15 protein-coding genes and 1 other RNA gene are annotated in these 14,069 nt (G+C 50.9%); 6 read left to right on the top strand and 10 right to left on the bottom strand.

What is annotated here, in order from left to right:
* Window positions 1-184 precede the first annotated feature (184 nt).
* A complete protein-coding gene (locus JQN73_RS05620) occupies window positions 185-1,231 on the top strand; it encodes a PDR/VanB family oxidoreductase (protein WP_205322134.1) in 1,047 nt (348 codons plus the stop codon).
* A 71-nt stretch (window positions 1,232-1,302) separates the two neighbouring features.
* Here JQN73_RS05620 and chrA read toward each other — a convergent pair whose 3' ends face one another.
* The gene (gene chrA / locus JQN73_RS05615) at window positions 1,303-2,676 is read right to left on the bottom strand and encodes a chromate efflux transporter (protein ID WP_205322133.1); all 1,374 of its coding nucleotides are present in this window, start codon (window positions 2,674-2,676) and stop codon (window positions 1,303-1,305) included.
* Between the two features lie 504 nt (window positions 2,677-3,180).
* Here chrA and JQN73_RS05610 point away from each other — a divergent pair.
* Window positions 3,181-4,794, top strand: a complete 1,614-nt coding sequence (locus JQN73_RS05610; RefSeq protein WP_205322132.1) for a glucan biosynthesis protein — start codon at window positions 3,181-3,183, stop codon at window positions 4,792-4,794.
* Between the two features lie 128 nt (window positions 4,795-4,922).
* Here JQN73_RS05610 and JQN73_RS05605 read toward each other — a convergent pair whose 3' ends face one another.
* Window positions 4,923-6,533, bottom strand: coding sequence for a sensor histidine kinase (locus JQN73_RS05605; protein ID WP_205322131.1), 1,611 nt, complete (start codon window positions 6,531-6,533; stop codon window positions 4,923-4,925).
* A 379-nt stretch (window positions 6,534-6,912) separates the two neighbouring features.
* Complete coding sequence (locus tag JQN73_RS05600; RefSeq protein WP_205322130.1) at window positions 6,913-7,449, bottom strand: DUF2058 domain-containing protein; 537 nt, start codon at window positions 7,447-7,449, stop codon at window positions 6,913-6,915.
* A 90-nt stretch (window positions 7,450-7,539) separates the two neighbouring features.
* Here JQN73_RS05600 and JQN73_RS05595 point away from each other — a divergent pair, with 90 nt between their 5' ends.
* Window positions 7,540-7,710 carry a hypothetical protein gene (locus tag JQN73_RS05595; protein WP_205322129.1) on the top strand — a complete coding sequence of 57 codons (171 nt, stop codon included), beginning with the start codon at window positions 7,540-7,542 and terminating at the stop codon, window positions 7,708-7,710.
* Window positions 7,711-7,797: 87 nt separating this feature from the next.
* Here the strand turns inward: JQN73_RS05595 and JQN73_RS05590 are convergent, their stop codons facing one another.
* Both JQN73_RS05590 and JQN73_RS05585 read right to left on the bottom strand, forming a co-directional pair.
* Entirely contained in the window at window positions 7,798-8,046 is a 249-nt protein-coding gene (locus JQN73_RS05590; protein WP_205322128.1) for a hypothetical protein, read from the bottom strand.
* Window positions 8,046-8,237 (bottom strand): hypothetical protein, encoded by a 192-nt coding sequence (locus JQN73_RS05585; protein WP_205322127.1) that lies wholly within the window; start codon window positions 8,235-8,237, stop codon window positions 8,046-8,048. Before JQN73_RS05585 ends, JQN73_RS05590 begins: the two co-directional genes overlap by 1 nt.
* A gap of 401 nt (window positions 8,238-8,638) precedes the next feature.
* On the opposite strand from JQN73_RS05585, the gene JQN73_RS05580 reads away from it, so the two are divergent.
* Window positions 8,639-8,845, top strand: a complete 207-nt coding sequence (locus JQN73_RS05580) for a helix-turn-helix domain-containing protein (protein ID WP_205322126.1) — start codon at window positions 8,639-8,641, stop codon at window positions 8,843-8,845.
* 20 nt (window positions 8,846-8,865) lie between these two features.
* Here JQN73_RS05580 and JQN73_RS05575 read toward each other — a convergent pair whose 3' ends face one another.
* Together JQN73_RS05575 and JQN73_RS05570 are read right to left on the bottom strand one after the other, a co-directional pair.
* Window positions 8,866-9,045: a hypothetical protein gene (locus JQN73_RS05575; protein WP_205322125.1), complete on the bottom strand. Its 180-nt coding sequence runs from the start codon at window positions 9,043-9,045 to the stop codon at window positions 8,866-8,868.
* A 34-nt stretch (window positions 9,046-9,079) separates the two neighbouring features.
* Window positions 9,080-9,403, bottom strand: a complete 324-nt coding sequence (locus tag JQN73_RS05570) for a type II toxin-antitoxin system HicB family antitoxin (protein WP_205322124.1) — start codon at window positions 9,401-9,403, stop codon at window positions 9,080-9,082.
* Window positions 9,404-9,808: 405 nt separating this feature from the next.
* Here JQN73_RS05570 and JQN73_RS05565 point away from each other — a divergent pair, with 405 nt between their 5' ends.
* On the top strand, window positions 9,809-10,150 hold the full coding sequence (locus JQN73_RS05565) for a type II toxin-antitoxin system HicB family antitoxin (protein WP_205322123.1): 342 nt from the start codon (window positions 9,809-9,811) through the stop codon (window positions 10,148-10,150).
* Window positions 10,151-10,600: 450 nt separating this feature from the next.
* On the opposite strand, the gene JQN73_RS05560 is transcribed toward JQN73_RS05565, so the two are convergent.
* The 3 genes from JQN73_RS05560 to ssrA form a co-directional block, all read right to left on the bottom strand.
* Window positions 10,601-11,950, bottom strand: a complete 1,350-nt coding sequence (locus tag JQN73_RS05560) for a type II toxin-antitoxin system HipA family toxin (protein ID WP_205322122.1) — start codon at window positions 11,948-11,950, stop codon at window positions 10,601-10,603.
* 7 nt (window positions 11,951-11,957) lie between these two features.
* Entirely contained in the window at window positions 11,958-12,458 is a 501-nt protein-coding gene (locus JQN73_RS05555) for a helix-turn-helix domain-containing protein (protein ID WP_205322121.1), read from the bottom strand.
* A gap of 466 nt (window positions 12,459-12,924) precedes the next feature.
* Window positions 12,925-13,287, bottom strand: a transfer-messenger RNA (tmRNA) gene (gene ssrA / locus JQN73_RS05550).
* Between the two features lie 296 nt (window positions 13,288-13,583).
* On the opposite strand from ssrA, the gene JQN73_RS05545 reads away from it, so the two are divergent.
* Complete coding sequence (locus JQN73_RS05545; RefSeq protein WP_205322120.1) at window positions 13,584-14,057, top strand: hypothetical protein; 474 nt, start codon at window positions 13,584-13,586, stop codon at window positions 14,055-14,057.
* Window positions 14,058-14,069: the final 12 nt, after the last annotated feature.

The raw sequence follows: 14,069 nt of genomic DNA, 5'->3' as shown, positions 1-14,069 counted from the left end.
TCCCATTGGACGTAGTAGCCGTCGGGCTTTAGGATTTATTATCGGTAAAGCGTTCATCCCACGGTCTTACGAAGTTGTGCAGAATAAGAAATGGTGATCGCAGAACAAGGCCGGCGCAGTGCATTTCAATGATGCATTGCAGCATAAAATCAAAACCAAAAACTAAAAAGACCAGAGGCAAACCATGAAAGATGAATCATCGAAAATCCTGTCAACGCCGCCTTCGGTGTCGTCTAAGTCGTCGCCGGGGTTGTCCCAACTCTCGCTCGTTATCCGGCAAATCCGCTCCGAGGCCGATGGCATCAATTCCTTTGAGCTGGTTCATCCTGCCGGTGAAATGTTGCCAGCCGTCACCGCCGGTGCACACATTGATATTCATCTCGCGAGCGGCGACATCCGGCAATATTCGCTCTGCAACGATCCGATCGAGCGCCATCGTTATGTGATCGCCGTTCTGCGAGAAGAAATCGGTGGCGGTGGTTCGCGCCAGATGCACGATAGCCTGCGGGTGCGGGATATCGTATCGGTCAGCATTCCACGAAATAATTTTGGTCTCGTACAGGGCGCAAAAAAACATATTTTGCTGGCTGGCGGGATTGGCGTTACGCCTCTAAAAGCCATGGCGCATTTTCTGGAAAGTGCGGGCGAAGATTACGAGTTGCATTATTGCGCCAAAGGCGAGGAACATGCCGCGTTCCGTGAAGAATTCGCCGCCCAGGTTGAAAAGGGCAAAGTTATTTTTCATTTCGATGGCGGCAATCCGCGTGATGGTTTAGATCTGGCCGCACTGCTGCAAACCCGTGAAGAAGGTGCCCATGTTTATTACTGCGGACCCGGTGGCTTCATGGCAGCCTGCGCCAGGGCGGCTCAGCACTGGCCGCGGGAAACAGTTCATTTTGAGCATTTTAAGGCACCAGAACCGGTTCAATCAGAGGACGCCAGCACTGCGACGGCCGCTTCTGCAAAAGCCGATGTTTCTTTCCTTAAAATTGCCAGCACCGGTGCAATGTTTGCCATGTCAGAGGACAAAAGCATCATTGAAATACTCGCCGACAATGGCATCGAAGTCGAGACCTCATGCCAATCCGGATTGTGCGGCACTTGTAAGATGCGATATCTGGAGGGGGAGGTCGATCATCGTGACTATATTCTGTCAGACGAAGAACATCAGGACTATTTAACCGCTTGCGTTTCGCGTCCAAAAAGCCCGTTATTGGTACTGGATTTGTAATTATTGTTTGCTTGAAATCGGGGAAATTTCCCCGAACGTATCAAAATCGGAAGGCTCCCGCTTCATGCGCTTTATAAGATTACGGTCTTCGATAACAAGCCGATCACCGCACAGGCGGCGATGACATGAATGACATTTCGCTTGAACCGGAATAAGGCAACCATCGCTCCCAGCGCGATCAGCGCCGACATCCAGTCAAATGCCGCGTCAAAGCCCTGCGGCCACAGAACGTGATAACCGAAAAACACCGCCAGATTCAGGATCACCCCGACCACCGCAGCAGTAATTGCGCTCAGCGGTGCGGTAAATTTCAGATCGCCATGTGTCGACTCGATCAACGGCCCGCCTGCCAGAATGAACAGGAACGACGGCAGGAAGGTGAACCACGTCACCACCGACGCCGCCATCGCGCCCGCAAGAAACAAATACTCCGGGCCGAACAACGCTTTCACATACCCACCCACAAAACCAACAAATGCCACCACCATGATGAGGGGACCCGGCGTGGTCTCGCCTAATGCCAGACCGTCGATCATTTGGGTCGAGGTTATCCATCCGTAATGGCTGACGGCTCCCTGGTAGACATACGGCAGAACGGCATACGCGCCACCGAACGTGAGTAATGCCGCCTTGGTAAAGAACCAGCCCATTTGCGTCAGCGCGTGATTCCAGCCGTAAGTGGCTGTAAGCAGGCCCATTGGGATGGTCCACAAGAGGGTTCCCGCAACGATGATAGTGGACAGTCTGCGCCAGCTAAAGCGGGCATGCGCAGGCGTCGGTGTATCGTCATCGATGAGTGCTGGCCCAAATGATTTTCCGACATTGGCGTGAGCGCCTGGCGTGAATTTATCCGGCGCCATCCGACTGCCGACATAACCCACCACGGCGGCCGTCACAATGATTGCGGGGAACGGCACATTGAAGATCAGTAACGCCAGAAAAGACAGGGCGGCTATCGCCCATAGGACATTATTTTTGAGCGCCCGCCTACCAATGCGGACGGCTGCTTGCAGCACAATCGCAGTCACTGCCGGTTTGATGCCGTAGAACACCCCGGCGACCGACGGCAGATGACCAAACGCGATGTACAGCCACGACAATGCAATCAGAATACATAAAGACGGCAACACGAACAATGCGCCCGCCACAATGCCACCCCGCGTGCGGTGCATCAACCAGCCGATATAGGTCGCTAACTGCTGCGCCTCAGGGCCGGGCAAGACCATGCAAAAATTCAATGCGTGAAGGAAGCGTCGCTCAGAAATCCAGCGTCGGTTTTCTACCAATTCCTGATGCATGATCGCAATCTGGCCTGCAGGACCGCCGAAGCTGATAAAGCCTAACTTCAACCAAAAAACAAAAGCCTCCCAGAATGGAATGGGTGAGGGTCCCGAATTGAGATCGGCGTCGGTGGGTTCGGTTGAACGTGTTTCCGGAATAGTCATACCAGTTGCTTACCCCGCTAATAAAAACTTGGAAGACATCGCTTTCGTGGTGTTCGTGGCGTTCATGGGGTATCTGTTGTAATGGCGATGATGACGCATCGCCTGCCAAAAGCCGCATGAATCTGTTCCCACTTCCACTCTGCCGTGATTATAATCAATCTAATCTTGTCGATGATATATCTATTTGGTTTGATAGCCATGCTGCGAAAGTGGAAGAACTGACAAGAGTACGATTTGTAGTTGTAGCACGATTGGCAACGTCATTGGCTTGTTTGGCGATTGATCTGAACGTTTCTCTATTCTGTCTGACTAAGTTACGCGCCAAGGTTGCGTTGAATACCCTTCGTAAAGTGTAAGTGTGTTTCGCCATCCTCCGCCTGTGTTATCGGTCATGTTAGGATTTATCTTCTGAAAGAAGGGAGATCGAAGCAAGTTTCAGCAAATAACTGCCCCGGTTCGCCCCATGACTGTCCATCCCCCTATTTATTGGAGATTGCCCTGCCCATGATTAATCGCCGAACTTTTCTCCATTCTGCCGCCGCCACCGCGACGCTTGTCGCTCTCGGCATTCCGATAGAAGCGATTGCAGCCAATCGCGTTAAATTCGGTTCCGCTTCACCATTTTCTTTCGATACGTTGATCGCACAAGCGAAAGCGCTGGCGCAAAAACCCTATCAACCGCAGCCGACCCCGCCACGTGCCATACTCGACAGAATCGATTACGCCGCACACGGTCAGATTAAATATAAAACCGACTACGCTTTGTTCGCCGATGGTCCGGGACAATTCCCTGTGACCTTTTTCCATCTCGGTCGGTTTTTTCAGTCGCCGGTGCACATGTACCTGATCGACGAAAAGGCGCCCAAAGCGCGCGAAATTATCTACGACGAGAGTTATTTCGACATGCCAAACGATAGCCCGGCACGTGAACTACCGCGTGGCAGCGGGTTCTCAGGCTTTCGGTTTCAAGAGAGTCGGCGTGGCGATCAGGAAAAACTTGATTGGCATAAGAACGATTGGGTGGCCTTTCTGGGTGCCTCTTATTTCCGCGCCATCGGTGATCTGTATCAGTATGGCTTATCGGCGCGGGGGATTGCCATCGACGTTGCCCAGGCGGGCAAGTCAGAAGAATTTCCTAACTTCACGCATTTCTATTTCACCGTCCCGGACGATAACAGCGATACCGTGGTTATCTACGCCATGCTGGACGGGCCAAGTATCTGCGGCGCGTATAAGTTCACCATGCAACGGGGTGCTGGCGTGACCATGGAAATCGACACCGCCTTATTCCTGCGGCGCGATATTGATCGATTCGGCATTGCCCCCGTGACCTCAATGTACTGGTTTTCGGAATCGGTCAAAGGCACTGGCACCGACTGGCGACCAGAAGTCCATGACTCCGATGGCCTGGCGCTCTGGAGTGGCGCGGGTGAGCACATCTGGCGTCCATTGAATAACCCAGGACAAACCACCGCGTCAGCATTTGGCGATAACAATCCGCGCGGTTTCGGCCTGCTCCAGCGTGACCGCAATTTTGATCATTACCAAGATGGCGTCCACTACGAGCGCCGTCCAAGTCTTTGGGTTGAACCGCTCGAAGGATGGGGCCAAGGCGCGGTGCAATTAATTGAAATCCCCACCGATGACGAGATCCACGATAACGTCGTCGCTATGTGGGTGCCAAGTGCCAAAGCCGCAGCGGGCAACAGCTATCGCCTACGTTATAAACTGGATTGGCAGAAGGACGAGCCATTCCCCAGCACCCTTGCGCGTTGCGTGGCGACCCGACTTGGCAATGGTGGCGTACCCGGCCAACCGCGGCCGAAAAATGTCCGCAAGTTTATGGTCGAATTTTTAGGCGGCCCGCTCGAAAAGCTGGCGTTCGGAGAAAAGCCGGAAGCCGTATTGACGGCATCGCGTGGCACCTTCTCCTATGTCTTCACTGAAGCCGTTCCCGACGGTGTAGCGGGCCACTGGCGGGCCCAATTCGACTTGACGGTCGAAGGTCCGGAGCCGGTCGATATGCGTTTGTATCTGCGCTTAAAGGATCAAACGCTCTCGGAGACCTGGCTGTTTCTGTACGATCCATTTCAAACGCGCACGGTGTACGGCAGTTGACGGAGAGGGGCTTCGTTTAAGTCTTGGCGAGCCCGCCTTAATCTGCCCATTGATCTGCCCATTGAGCTGGCAACGTTTTAGGTTCAGCCATGCAGGATCAGGTCAAGGCGGTCTTTGGAGCGCGCACTTTATGCCAACGGCAGCTGTAACGGTAACTGCAGAATCACCGCCGTTCCGGCGACTGAGGTGCCAGAAATTTTAAGCTTCCCCCCAAACTGGCGTGTGCGCTCATGCATCCCCAAAATGCCCCAGGCGTCGCCGCCCAGCAATTGATGGGTATTGATGCCTTTTCCATTGTCGCGGACTTCGACAACGATAGCATCGTCCTTGCGCTGCACCTCTATTGTTACCTTCGAGGCCGCTGCGTGACGCACCACATTAGTCAACGATTCCTGCACGACTCTAAACAGCATGGTGCTACGTTCTGGATCAAGTTCGACATCCATGGCGTCCTGCTCGATGTGACATCGACATAACAGACCCGTGCGCTCTTGGATCTGATTTGCATACCAGTCCAGCGCGGCCCACACCCCAAGGTGATCCAGCACGCTAGGACGCAGATCGGCAATAACCCGCCGCACGGTTTCAATGGCCGTATCGGCCTGGGTTGCCGCTTCGTCCAACAATGGGTCAGACGGATTACCCGCCAACATAGAGCGATCTATCGAGACGGACACATTCGCTTTAATACCCGTCAGCAAGCCGCCCAATTCATCATGAATTTCTCGTGCGATACGTTTACGTTCGTCTTCCTTCACCTTCTCTTGATGGTCCGACAGTTGACGCAACTGCGTATAGGATCGTTGCAGTTCTATTTCGGCGAGGGTACGTTCGGCATCAAGTTTGTCGACGATCAGCATACTTTGCTGATGTGAACGGTTAATTTCCTTCAGATACACCAACATCATCACCGATGAAGAAATCAACCCGCTGAAACGACCAGCATACCAACCCAGAGAGAGGCGGCTACCGCCCGCCATGGTGATCGCGTTATCACATAAAAGAGCGATTAAAGCGATCCCAAGCCAGACGTGCAAGACATTACGGAACCGACTGGCTCGCCACAAAAAAAACAGTGACAACACAATTAAAATTTGCAGGCTCGGAGCGATGCCCGTGCTGGTAATGCCGCTATAGTCGCCGTTAGAATCCAAAGTAGGAAGAAAAGGGCGAAGTACGGTGGCCATCGCAGCGGTCATAACCACGGACCCGATCAGCACAATAGCGGTGCGTCGCAGAGATTGCTGATGATTCAGTGTGATCTGGTTGGGATGGTGCAATTCGCTCCACGCAAAAATGAGGATGCCGACCGCAGGTCCACCGTGCCAGAACAACCATAGCCAGGTACTGGTTTGCGCACCGCCGAACAACACGCGGTCTTCAATAAATATGCCGGGAAACGAAAAAAACTGTAATACCAATACGATCGCTGTATACAGACAACCAGCGCTAAGGTGCAGTAAAGCAACCGAGCGGGTGGCTTTGTAATGACCGTACATTTGATAGGCGGTGATGAGATACGTTCCGATGACAGTGGTTTGATAAATCGCCAGAAACGCGGGGATTTTCGGCCATTTCTCCTGCGCAAATGGCAGCAATAGCAAGGTTATGACACCCAAAGCCACACATATCCGCAATGCAATTTTGCGTTGACTTAAACTGGCTGTGCGCATCGCTGGTGAAGAGTCTACGCGATCAAAGGGAACTAACGGCAATGCAGCTGTGAGCCCTGTGAACATGATGGTTAACCTCCGTATGTGAGTTATTTGCAGCAAAGAATGTCGCAAATACAACGACCGCAACTCAGAGGCGCACTTCGGGCACGCGTGGACGGACTACTGTTAGGAATAATTATATTTTTATCTATGATCGCCTAAATCTGGCGGTATAGATAGGTTGATTTTTATATAACGGGGAGAATGAAGACTCTTGTCGTAATTAATAGACAAAGAGACAAAGAGACAAATAGCCGCGACATGGCGCGGGGTATCGCTAGCCAATCTGCGCCTTGAAGGCTCTCTTGTGAGATGCCCGGATGGTTGGTCCGGGCCGAAGTTTAATAACTATTGACATAAAGTTCATCTGGCTAAACCAGGATTGCTTCAAATCACAAGCCGGTTACCACATCAAATCATCGGGGATCTGGAAGGCAGCATAAGGATCATCTGCATCGATCTCGGTGCTGGTTTTGTTTACCCGCACCACAATCGAGGCATCGCGCTCGGCGATCTTGTCAGCGATGATCCGGGGCAATAGTTCTGGGGTGCCGCCCTGGCAGACGATGACCAAACGGCCAGCCATCAGATGCGCCTGGACTGCGGCAGACACATATAACCGCTCGATCTTGCCCCCGTTATTAAAATTGTAGGCGATATCACCCGCACCCTTGCTTTGGCGATTTTTCAGGACCATCTGCGCAATCTGCGCCGCGATCTCCTTTTGAGCAGCGGCCGCATCGCGCTGTGCATTGAGTTCACGCGCCCGGTCGGCATTCTTGCGTTGCGCATCTTGCGCAGCCACCCGCGTTTCATTAACACTCTGCGTGCCAGTCCGGCGCTCGACCTTCTGCTGCTTGCTCTTGTCCTGATGGGCCAGTTTGGCCTTGTTCTTGTCGATAAGACCGGCTTTTAAAAACTGCTCTTGTAATGAGGCCATAAATGTTACTCCATAAATAAGTGCTACTGGTAGGGCTAACCGACGCAGACAGCGAAAGCACACCAGTGGAAAGTCGCTATCATAGCAAAAATGCTGGCACCACAGACTGGATGCGGTCCCGATCCAGTGTGCGCTGGCGAAGTCGCGCTCATGGCCTCGCAGGCGGTGCATCTGTGTCGGGCGACGCTCGCCGGGCGACGCCCACCGATGCAGCGTGACAATCAAAGATTGCGGCGACTACCGCAAGCGCAGCAGCCCTAATCTAAACTAAGTCGGTTCTTCCGGATGCTGTTCATTCAGTCCATCAATGTTCACCGCAGCAATTGCCCCCAGCATTTGAGACGACCGCTATGCGAGACGCAACAAGCGTTCCGTGGCATTGATATCCAGCGTCGGCAGTTCTTCGGTATCGCGATCCATCATGCTGAAATGGGCGACATCAATACAAGTCTCAATGCCGTGGCAGACATCTTTTGTCAGCGCAAAAAACTGCGCGTTTGCATCGGTTTTATAGCGAGGAAGTAGCCATGAGAATGGCTGGTGAAATGCTTCTGGTGCGGGAGTTGGCGTAGATGATGTCTTTTTTGATTTACGCATTATTTGATCTCCTCGGTAACGCCGAAGGAAAAATCGGCCATTGGCGAACAGCACAGTGCTATCGCAATCTTCAGAGCATTTAAGTTTGATACAGTCGAGATCAAAAGATTGGCTGCAAAAATAGAATTTCGGCGGGCAGAAGGTTGGCGGATTCTCAGGTAAAAATGGGGAGATGTGACGATGTTAGGCATGTTGTGACTTCCATAGGTTAAGGGCGGCATTGCGCCGTTTGTACACCGTAGGTAAGTCGAGTCATCAAGCCCGGTCCCCTCTTTATCAGGGACGTGCAGAGTATGGCATTTGTTTAAAGTTAGCCGCCAAAAGCGGTTTCAAGCTTGAGCAACACGTCTAAAAAAACCACGTATGGCCCCATATGTTATGCCATATATCGCATAATTTTTTATGGGGAATAATTAATCCATGCGGAACGTAAATGGGCAGGATATCCGTTTAGCACAAGACAGATTCAAGAAATCAAGAGGTTACGATGACCATCAGTGAACATAAAGCCCAACACGTTACGCCTAAGGGGCGCAACGTGTTCCATGATCTGTTTTCCGAGGACGAGGCTGCAGAATAAGAAATTCGCGCGGTGCTGCTAACGGGCCTTAATGATTGGTTGCGCGGCTGCGGCATGATACAAAGCGCCGCGGCTGTTGTGCTGGGCATTACTCAGGCGCGTGTTTCCGAGATTAAGCATGGCAAAATTAATCAGTTCAGCCTCGATAAGCTGGTCAGACTAGCTTCCCGCGCAGGCCTCCACCCTCAAATGAAACTGAAAGAGGTTGAAGTCGCCTAATTGAGAGAGCAGTTGCCCGTTCAACGCTTGGCAACTAACTCTGTATATATTTCAGGCGGCAACATTTCGCTAGCTGGCCTGGCTTTGGCAAACCACTCTTTTGTGAGTTCTGGATTGTCCCGATCAGCGGCGATGCCAACATCAATCACAGCGGCCTCTTCAGGATTGGGGACGATGGTCCCAGATTTAAGTTTCGGCATAATTTTCCTAGGTGCATTCCCAGCTTCTTCAGGATTAAGCGTGTGCTCTTCGTGCAAATGCTTCCTTAGCCCATTGGTTCAGGCTCCTGCCGGATGCTTGAGCGGCGATGCTCGCAGCAGCGTGCACTTCTGGCGGCACGCGCAACATGCGCTTACCGGACGCTGGCTTTTCGGGGGAGCGGCCTATGGCTTGCAATCGGCAGCAATAATGATTAACTGCCTGATAAAAGTCGGCAGTCAACTCTCCGACGGTTTCGCCATGAAAGCTGATAATGTCGGCGATGCCCAACACACGACCCACAAAAATATTGTCGCGTGGGTCGAACTCGATACGAGCGGTGTAGCCGTTATAAATCATAGTATTTGTTCATAGTGTCATTTCTCGTGAAGTGAGTAATTCGCAGAGCTCTTCAACTTGATAACGCTTTGCCTTTACCGTGATGCGGACGATGGGGATAAAGGCGTTTGCCGTTTAATTCAAACACAACGCGAGATCCCTCGCTTTCGCGCACTGCGCCTCCAACCGCAATGATTAACGCTTCCATCAGAAAAGACAATGCCGAATAAGGTTGGCTTGGTGAGTGTCGCCAGCAACATTTTTCAGTGTTTACTTTCATGTGTTTAATGATAGCGCATTGTGATATCAGCCATATGAGATATCAAACCATAATTGCATCGCTACTGATCTTAAAAATGAACAGTGATTTACCTTTAGGTACGGTCAAGAGTATCTAGAGACACGCTGATTTGAAATGAGGCCACAATGTTATACCCAATGTATGTATGGAAGGATGCCGGTAGCGCTTATGGTGCGCGCCTTCCGGATTTGCCCGGCGTCTTTACGGCAGCCGATGATCTAAACGAACTTCCTACTATGGCGCAGGATTCTGCGGCAACAATGTATGAGGTTGAGGCGCATATTCCCGAGGCTTCCTCGATCGAAAAATGGAAGGATACGCCGAATTATGTCGACGGCTTTTGGATGCTGGTCGCTATCGACCGCTCCAAAATCAATACGCGGCCGGTGCGTCTAAATATTTCATTACCGGAAAGTCTGCTGCACGACATCGACGCGTATGCGAAATCCCATCATCTGACCCGCTAGGGCTTCTTGGTGCAAGCCGCTTTAAAAGCGGTGTCGCAGTAGGTGGGATATGTCGTCAGCGACGACATGTGAAACAGATGTGTCGCTAAACTTTGATTTCGGCGACATGAGGATACGAGGAAGGGAGCCTGAAATAGCCTCCTTTCGGCGCACGAGCGAAATCTTACGTAACTTTGTCGTCACTTTGCGGCGGTTCCGCGCTAAGGGCCGACACCGTTATATCGAACACCAACAAAAAAGGCCACCCGACGGATGACCTTTTGTATTCTTGGTGGCGGCGGTGCGAATCGAAAACGCATCCACCCTTAGTATTCATCTGGGCTTCAGACTGGTTTTCGATGTTGTCGCATGACCTTTAAACCCTCATCTGCCGGCGCGCCGGTTATTTTCTTATGCCGACCATTTTCTAGCGACGCGTAAAGAGTAGCTGGATTTACCATCCATTTCCAATTAATTTCTAAATGCCCCGAGTTCGGAGGCGTGAAGTCCCGTCTGAAACGATTTTGCTTGTGCCAGCGTACCTGCATAAATGGCATCCCATAACTTCATCGGAAAATCGGGAGGAAGTTGCGGCCGGACAGCTTCAAATATGTTTCCCACCTCGGAGCTAATTCTTATCATTGTTTCAAACGCTTCCGGCAGGCCGGATTTTTCGGCAAGCCCTTGCCAATGTCGGGCCTGAATTTCTACCAGCTTACGGTGCATGCTCTTTCCACGTACGCCCATAGCCATTGTAGCCTTGAATTTGCTCTGTTTATTTGGCGCATTCCCGATGACTGGCCAGAAAGAGAGTACGTCGTAAAAGGGGGTCAGCATATAGCCACCTCCCTGTTGCAACCCAATGGAAAAATTCTTCGCATGGCCGTCTAGCGCTGCCAAAAGCCAGAATACAAATTGGACCAGCAAGAAGCGCAAACGGTCGTCTTCCCGATTTTGGCTAGCCTCCAATGTCGAAAGAATGTTCACGATGCCTGGACCACCGTCGGCCTCATATTTTTTAGCACTGGGGAGTCCGAATACCTGACAGAAGTCTTCTTGGGGTAGGCGAGCGAGCCATGCATTATCATTCATCCAACGACGGTCAAAGCGTTCCACTACCAGGACTTTTTGCCCTAGGAATAACGACATGTCTGTCGCCGCCACGTCAAATCCAATCGCGTTGAGTAGTTGTGCGCATAGCCACTCGTTTTCGACAGAGGTGCGCATGTCCATCCCCTTGTATCCTCCGATTAGGCCCAAAGGTAATTTGAGGATATGAGACGTAGGCGTGGCGCCTTGAGGAAGATGCCACGCATCACCCAAGCGAAGCAATGCCGTCTTTTCTTGTGCGCCGGCAAGCGAAATACGAAAAGGATTGTCCTCGGGAGCTTGGGCCGGTATAGCCCCGCTAGAAGCGTTGATTAAGATTTGAGAAACGTCTTCTTCTGATAAGGGGCGGCTGTCAATTCTGTCAAATCCTTCGGGGTTTTCACCTGGCGGTAAAAGCTGGACTGCCCCGACACAATCGCGTCCTATTGCCTCAAGTAGTGAGTAGGCGTCCGTATTTTTTGTTTTGAATTTCTTTTGCAGGCGTTGACGAATGTGCTGGGCATCCGGAAGAAGATTGTCAAAATAGTTTTGAACGACCTCGCCGCGTATTTCGCCGCCGGCAATTGGAATAGGCAAGGAAATTGACAGTGGACGCGCATACTCGGATGCAAGCCATGAGGATTTATACTCAAAGATGCTTACTCCTAAACGGGATTTTGACCAGGTGCCAACCAATTGTCCGTTCATCCAAACCGCAAGTTCTTGCGCCATTGTTTAGTTACCACTTCTTCTTTGTATCGGAAAGCTTAAGAGGTTTATCAAGGCTCTTTCGAGGAGGCAATAGTCCCTGCTTTGTCAATCGCGTTTCGGGTCGCAATGAGTCGAAGTCAGAAGAAAATTGGGTTCCTGTTTTAACGTCAGCAGACCCCTGCTCAACCTTGAGTAGCTCTTCATAGCGCTGTAATTTTAGATGACGTTGGTGCGCTGCAACTTCGCCAGCCACTCGTTTTGCTCGTTCGGGCTTCTTCAGTGCTTCAATCACATCGTTTGCGCGCTCGGACCTAACGTCTGTTTCGATTCCTAACTTTGCATCTAACAAGTGCAAAATTTGCAAAAGCTTATCGACGCTAATTGAGCCCGGCTCGCCTTCTATTTGTGCGACGCGCGCTTGTCCAATGCCGAGCTTATTGCCTAAGGCTGCTTGAGACCAGCCTTTAGCTTTTCGTAATGACTTAAAGTGAGTAGATAGCTGGGCAGCGGAGGTCAGGATGAGCATCATAAATGCATCTTATTACAAATATCTAATAGATTCAATATTAGAAATATGCAATATGTGTACGTAATTGTATATCCCTAATATGTTGTGAGTATTATTAAATGCTAATAACTAGCATGGAAAGAGTTGTTGAGGGAGCCATGGTTTTTGAACAGGTTGCGGTCTAGCGACATCCGGTATCGTCTATCACGCCTTGTCTTCCACACCAAGTCGGACCGAACGGCGGAATGCATTGCAGCTCCAGACCGCGAGCGCGAGTAAAAATTCGAAATTCAACGGTTTAATATGAATTTCAAAAAAACCAAATTTTAATTTCTCGATTTGTCGCAATTCTGTCCCGTAACGCAGACCAAACCCGATCACTTTGGAACACTCGTCGAAAAAAAAATCAACCCCGGCGTATGGGATTGATTTTTAGAGAAAAACTAGGTTTTTATTGATTATTTGACGAGTGCTCAAAAACGAATAATGGTGGAGGCGGCGGGAATCGAACCCGCGTCCAAAAGCCCTCTACAGACAGTTCTACATACTTAGTGCTGTCATTTGATTTAGCCCGGCCGACGCGGACGCACACGCTTCGTTCAGACGAGTTACCTAAATTTAACTTTTAGCCAAGTAACCCGACTAAAAGCGATTCTCTGTAAATGACTCTACTGCTGTTTGACCAGCCCACCCCAGAGACGAAATGGTGTAGAGCTAACCGGTTATTAAGCGGCTAGTGCGTACGAGTTATCGTTTGCAGTTATAGTTTTTCTGGTTGTATTTACGAGGTAGCCAGCCCTCGGTATGCCCTGCGCTGCTTTGTAGCCCCTGTCGAAACCAGGTCGCCCCCAAGCAGCCTCTATTGTAGCGCAGTTCGGCGTCTTTCTGTAAATGCACGGGTGAACCTCAAATCCCTTCTCACTACTGACTATTTCCTTCGTGAAAATATGTCGGACAATCGTCCACCAATTCGTTTGATTATTCGAAAAAATGATCCAGAGCGCGGATAAGGGGGCGAGTTTTGGTAAAATTGGACGATTTAATCACGATCCTTCTCTGCGTTTGTTTACAGCAAACTATTCCGTGTGCTCAGAGCAATGGCTTGGCGTTCCAGCGCGCTTCACGTACTTAATAAAATCGTAAATAATGAAGCTCAACTTACTTTCTATATTGGTTGCTTTTGCAATCACCGGATGCGGATCATCGACTTCCGGGCCCTCGGAGAAGGTCACTAAGGTCCAGCGCGACCCTGTGGCGGTGGTCGCTCCGTTACCGTCTAAGCCGATTCAAAACGTAGAGGTTCCGAAGCCGGAGGAAATTGGCTTTGGTACTGTGGTCATCTCGCGTGACACTACGCATCCCAGTCCCGGTTGCATGATTGGTGTGTATTTGAATAAGCAGCTGGTCAATCAATTCGACGCAGATCAAAAGGCAACTTTTATTTTGCGCGCCGGAGATCAGGTGGTGGCGGTGGATGAATCGGACGGTCGCAGCAGTTGCACGATTGTGCCCGGCGAACGCCATCAATTGGTATTGAGCCTGAAGGCTGGCGATGTTAAAAATGTGCACGCGCAATTGTTGCCGGGTAAAGGCGCTGTGGTTGAGGCGACCGAACGCTAGGATATTGATTGC

The sequence above is a fragment of the Glaciimonas sp. PAMC28666 genome, assembly GCF_016917355.1.
Taxonomy (GTDB): Bacteria; Pseudomonadota; Gammaproteobacteria; order Burkholderiales; family Burkholderiaceae_D; genus Glaciimonas.
The sequence above is the reverse complement of the archived record's forward strand: the minus strand, read 5'-3'. Positions and strand labels throughout refer to the sequence as shown.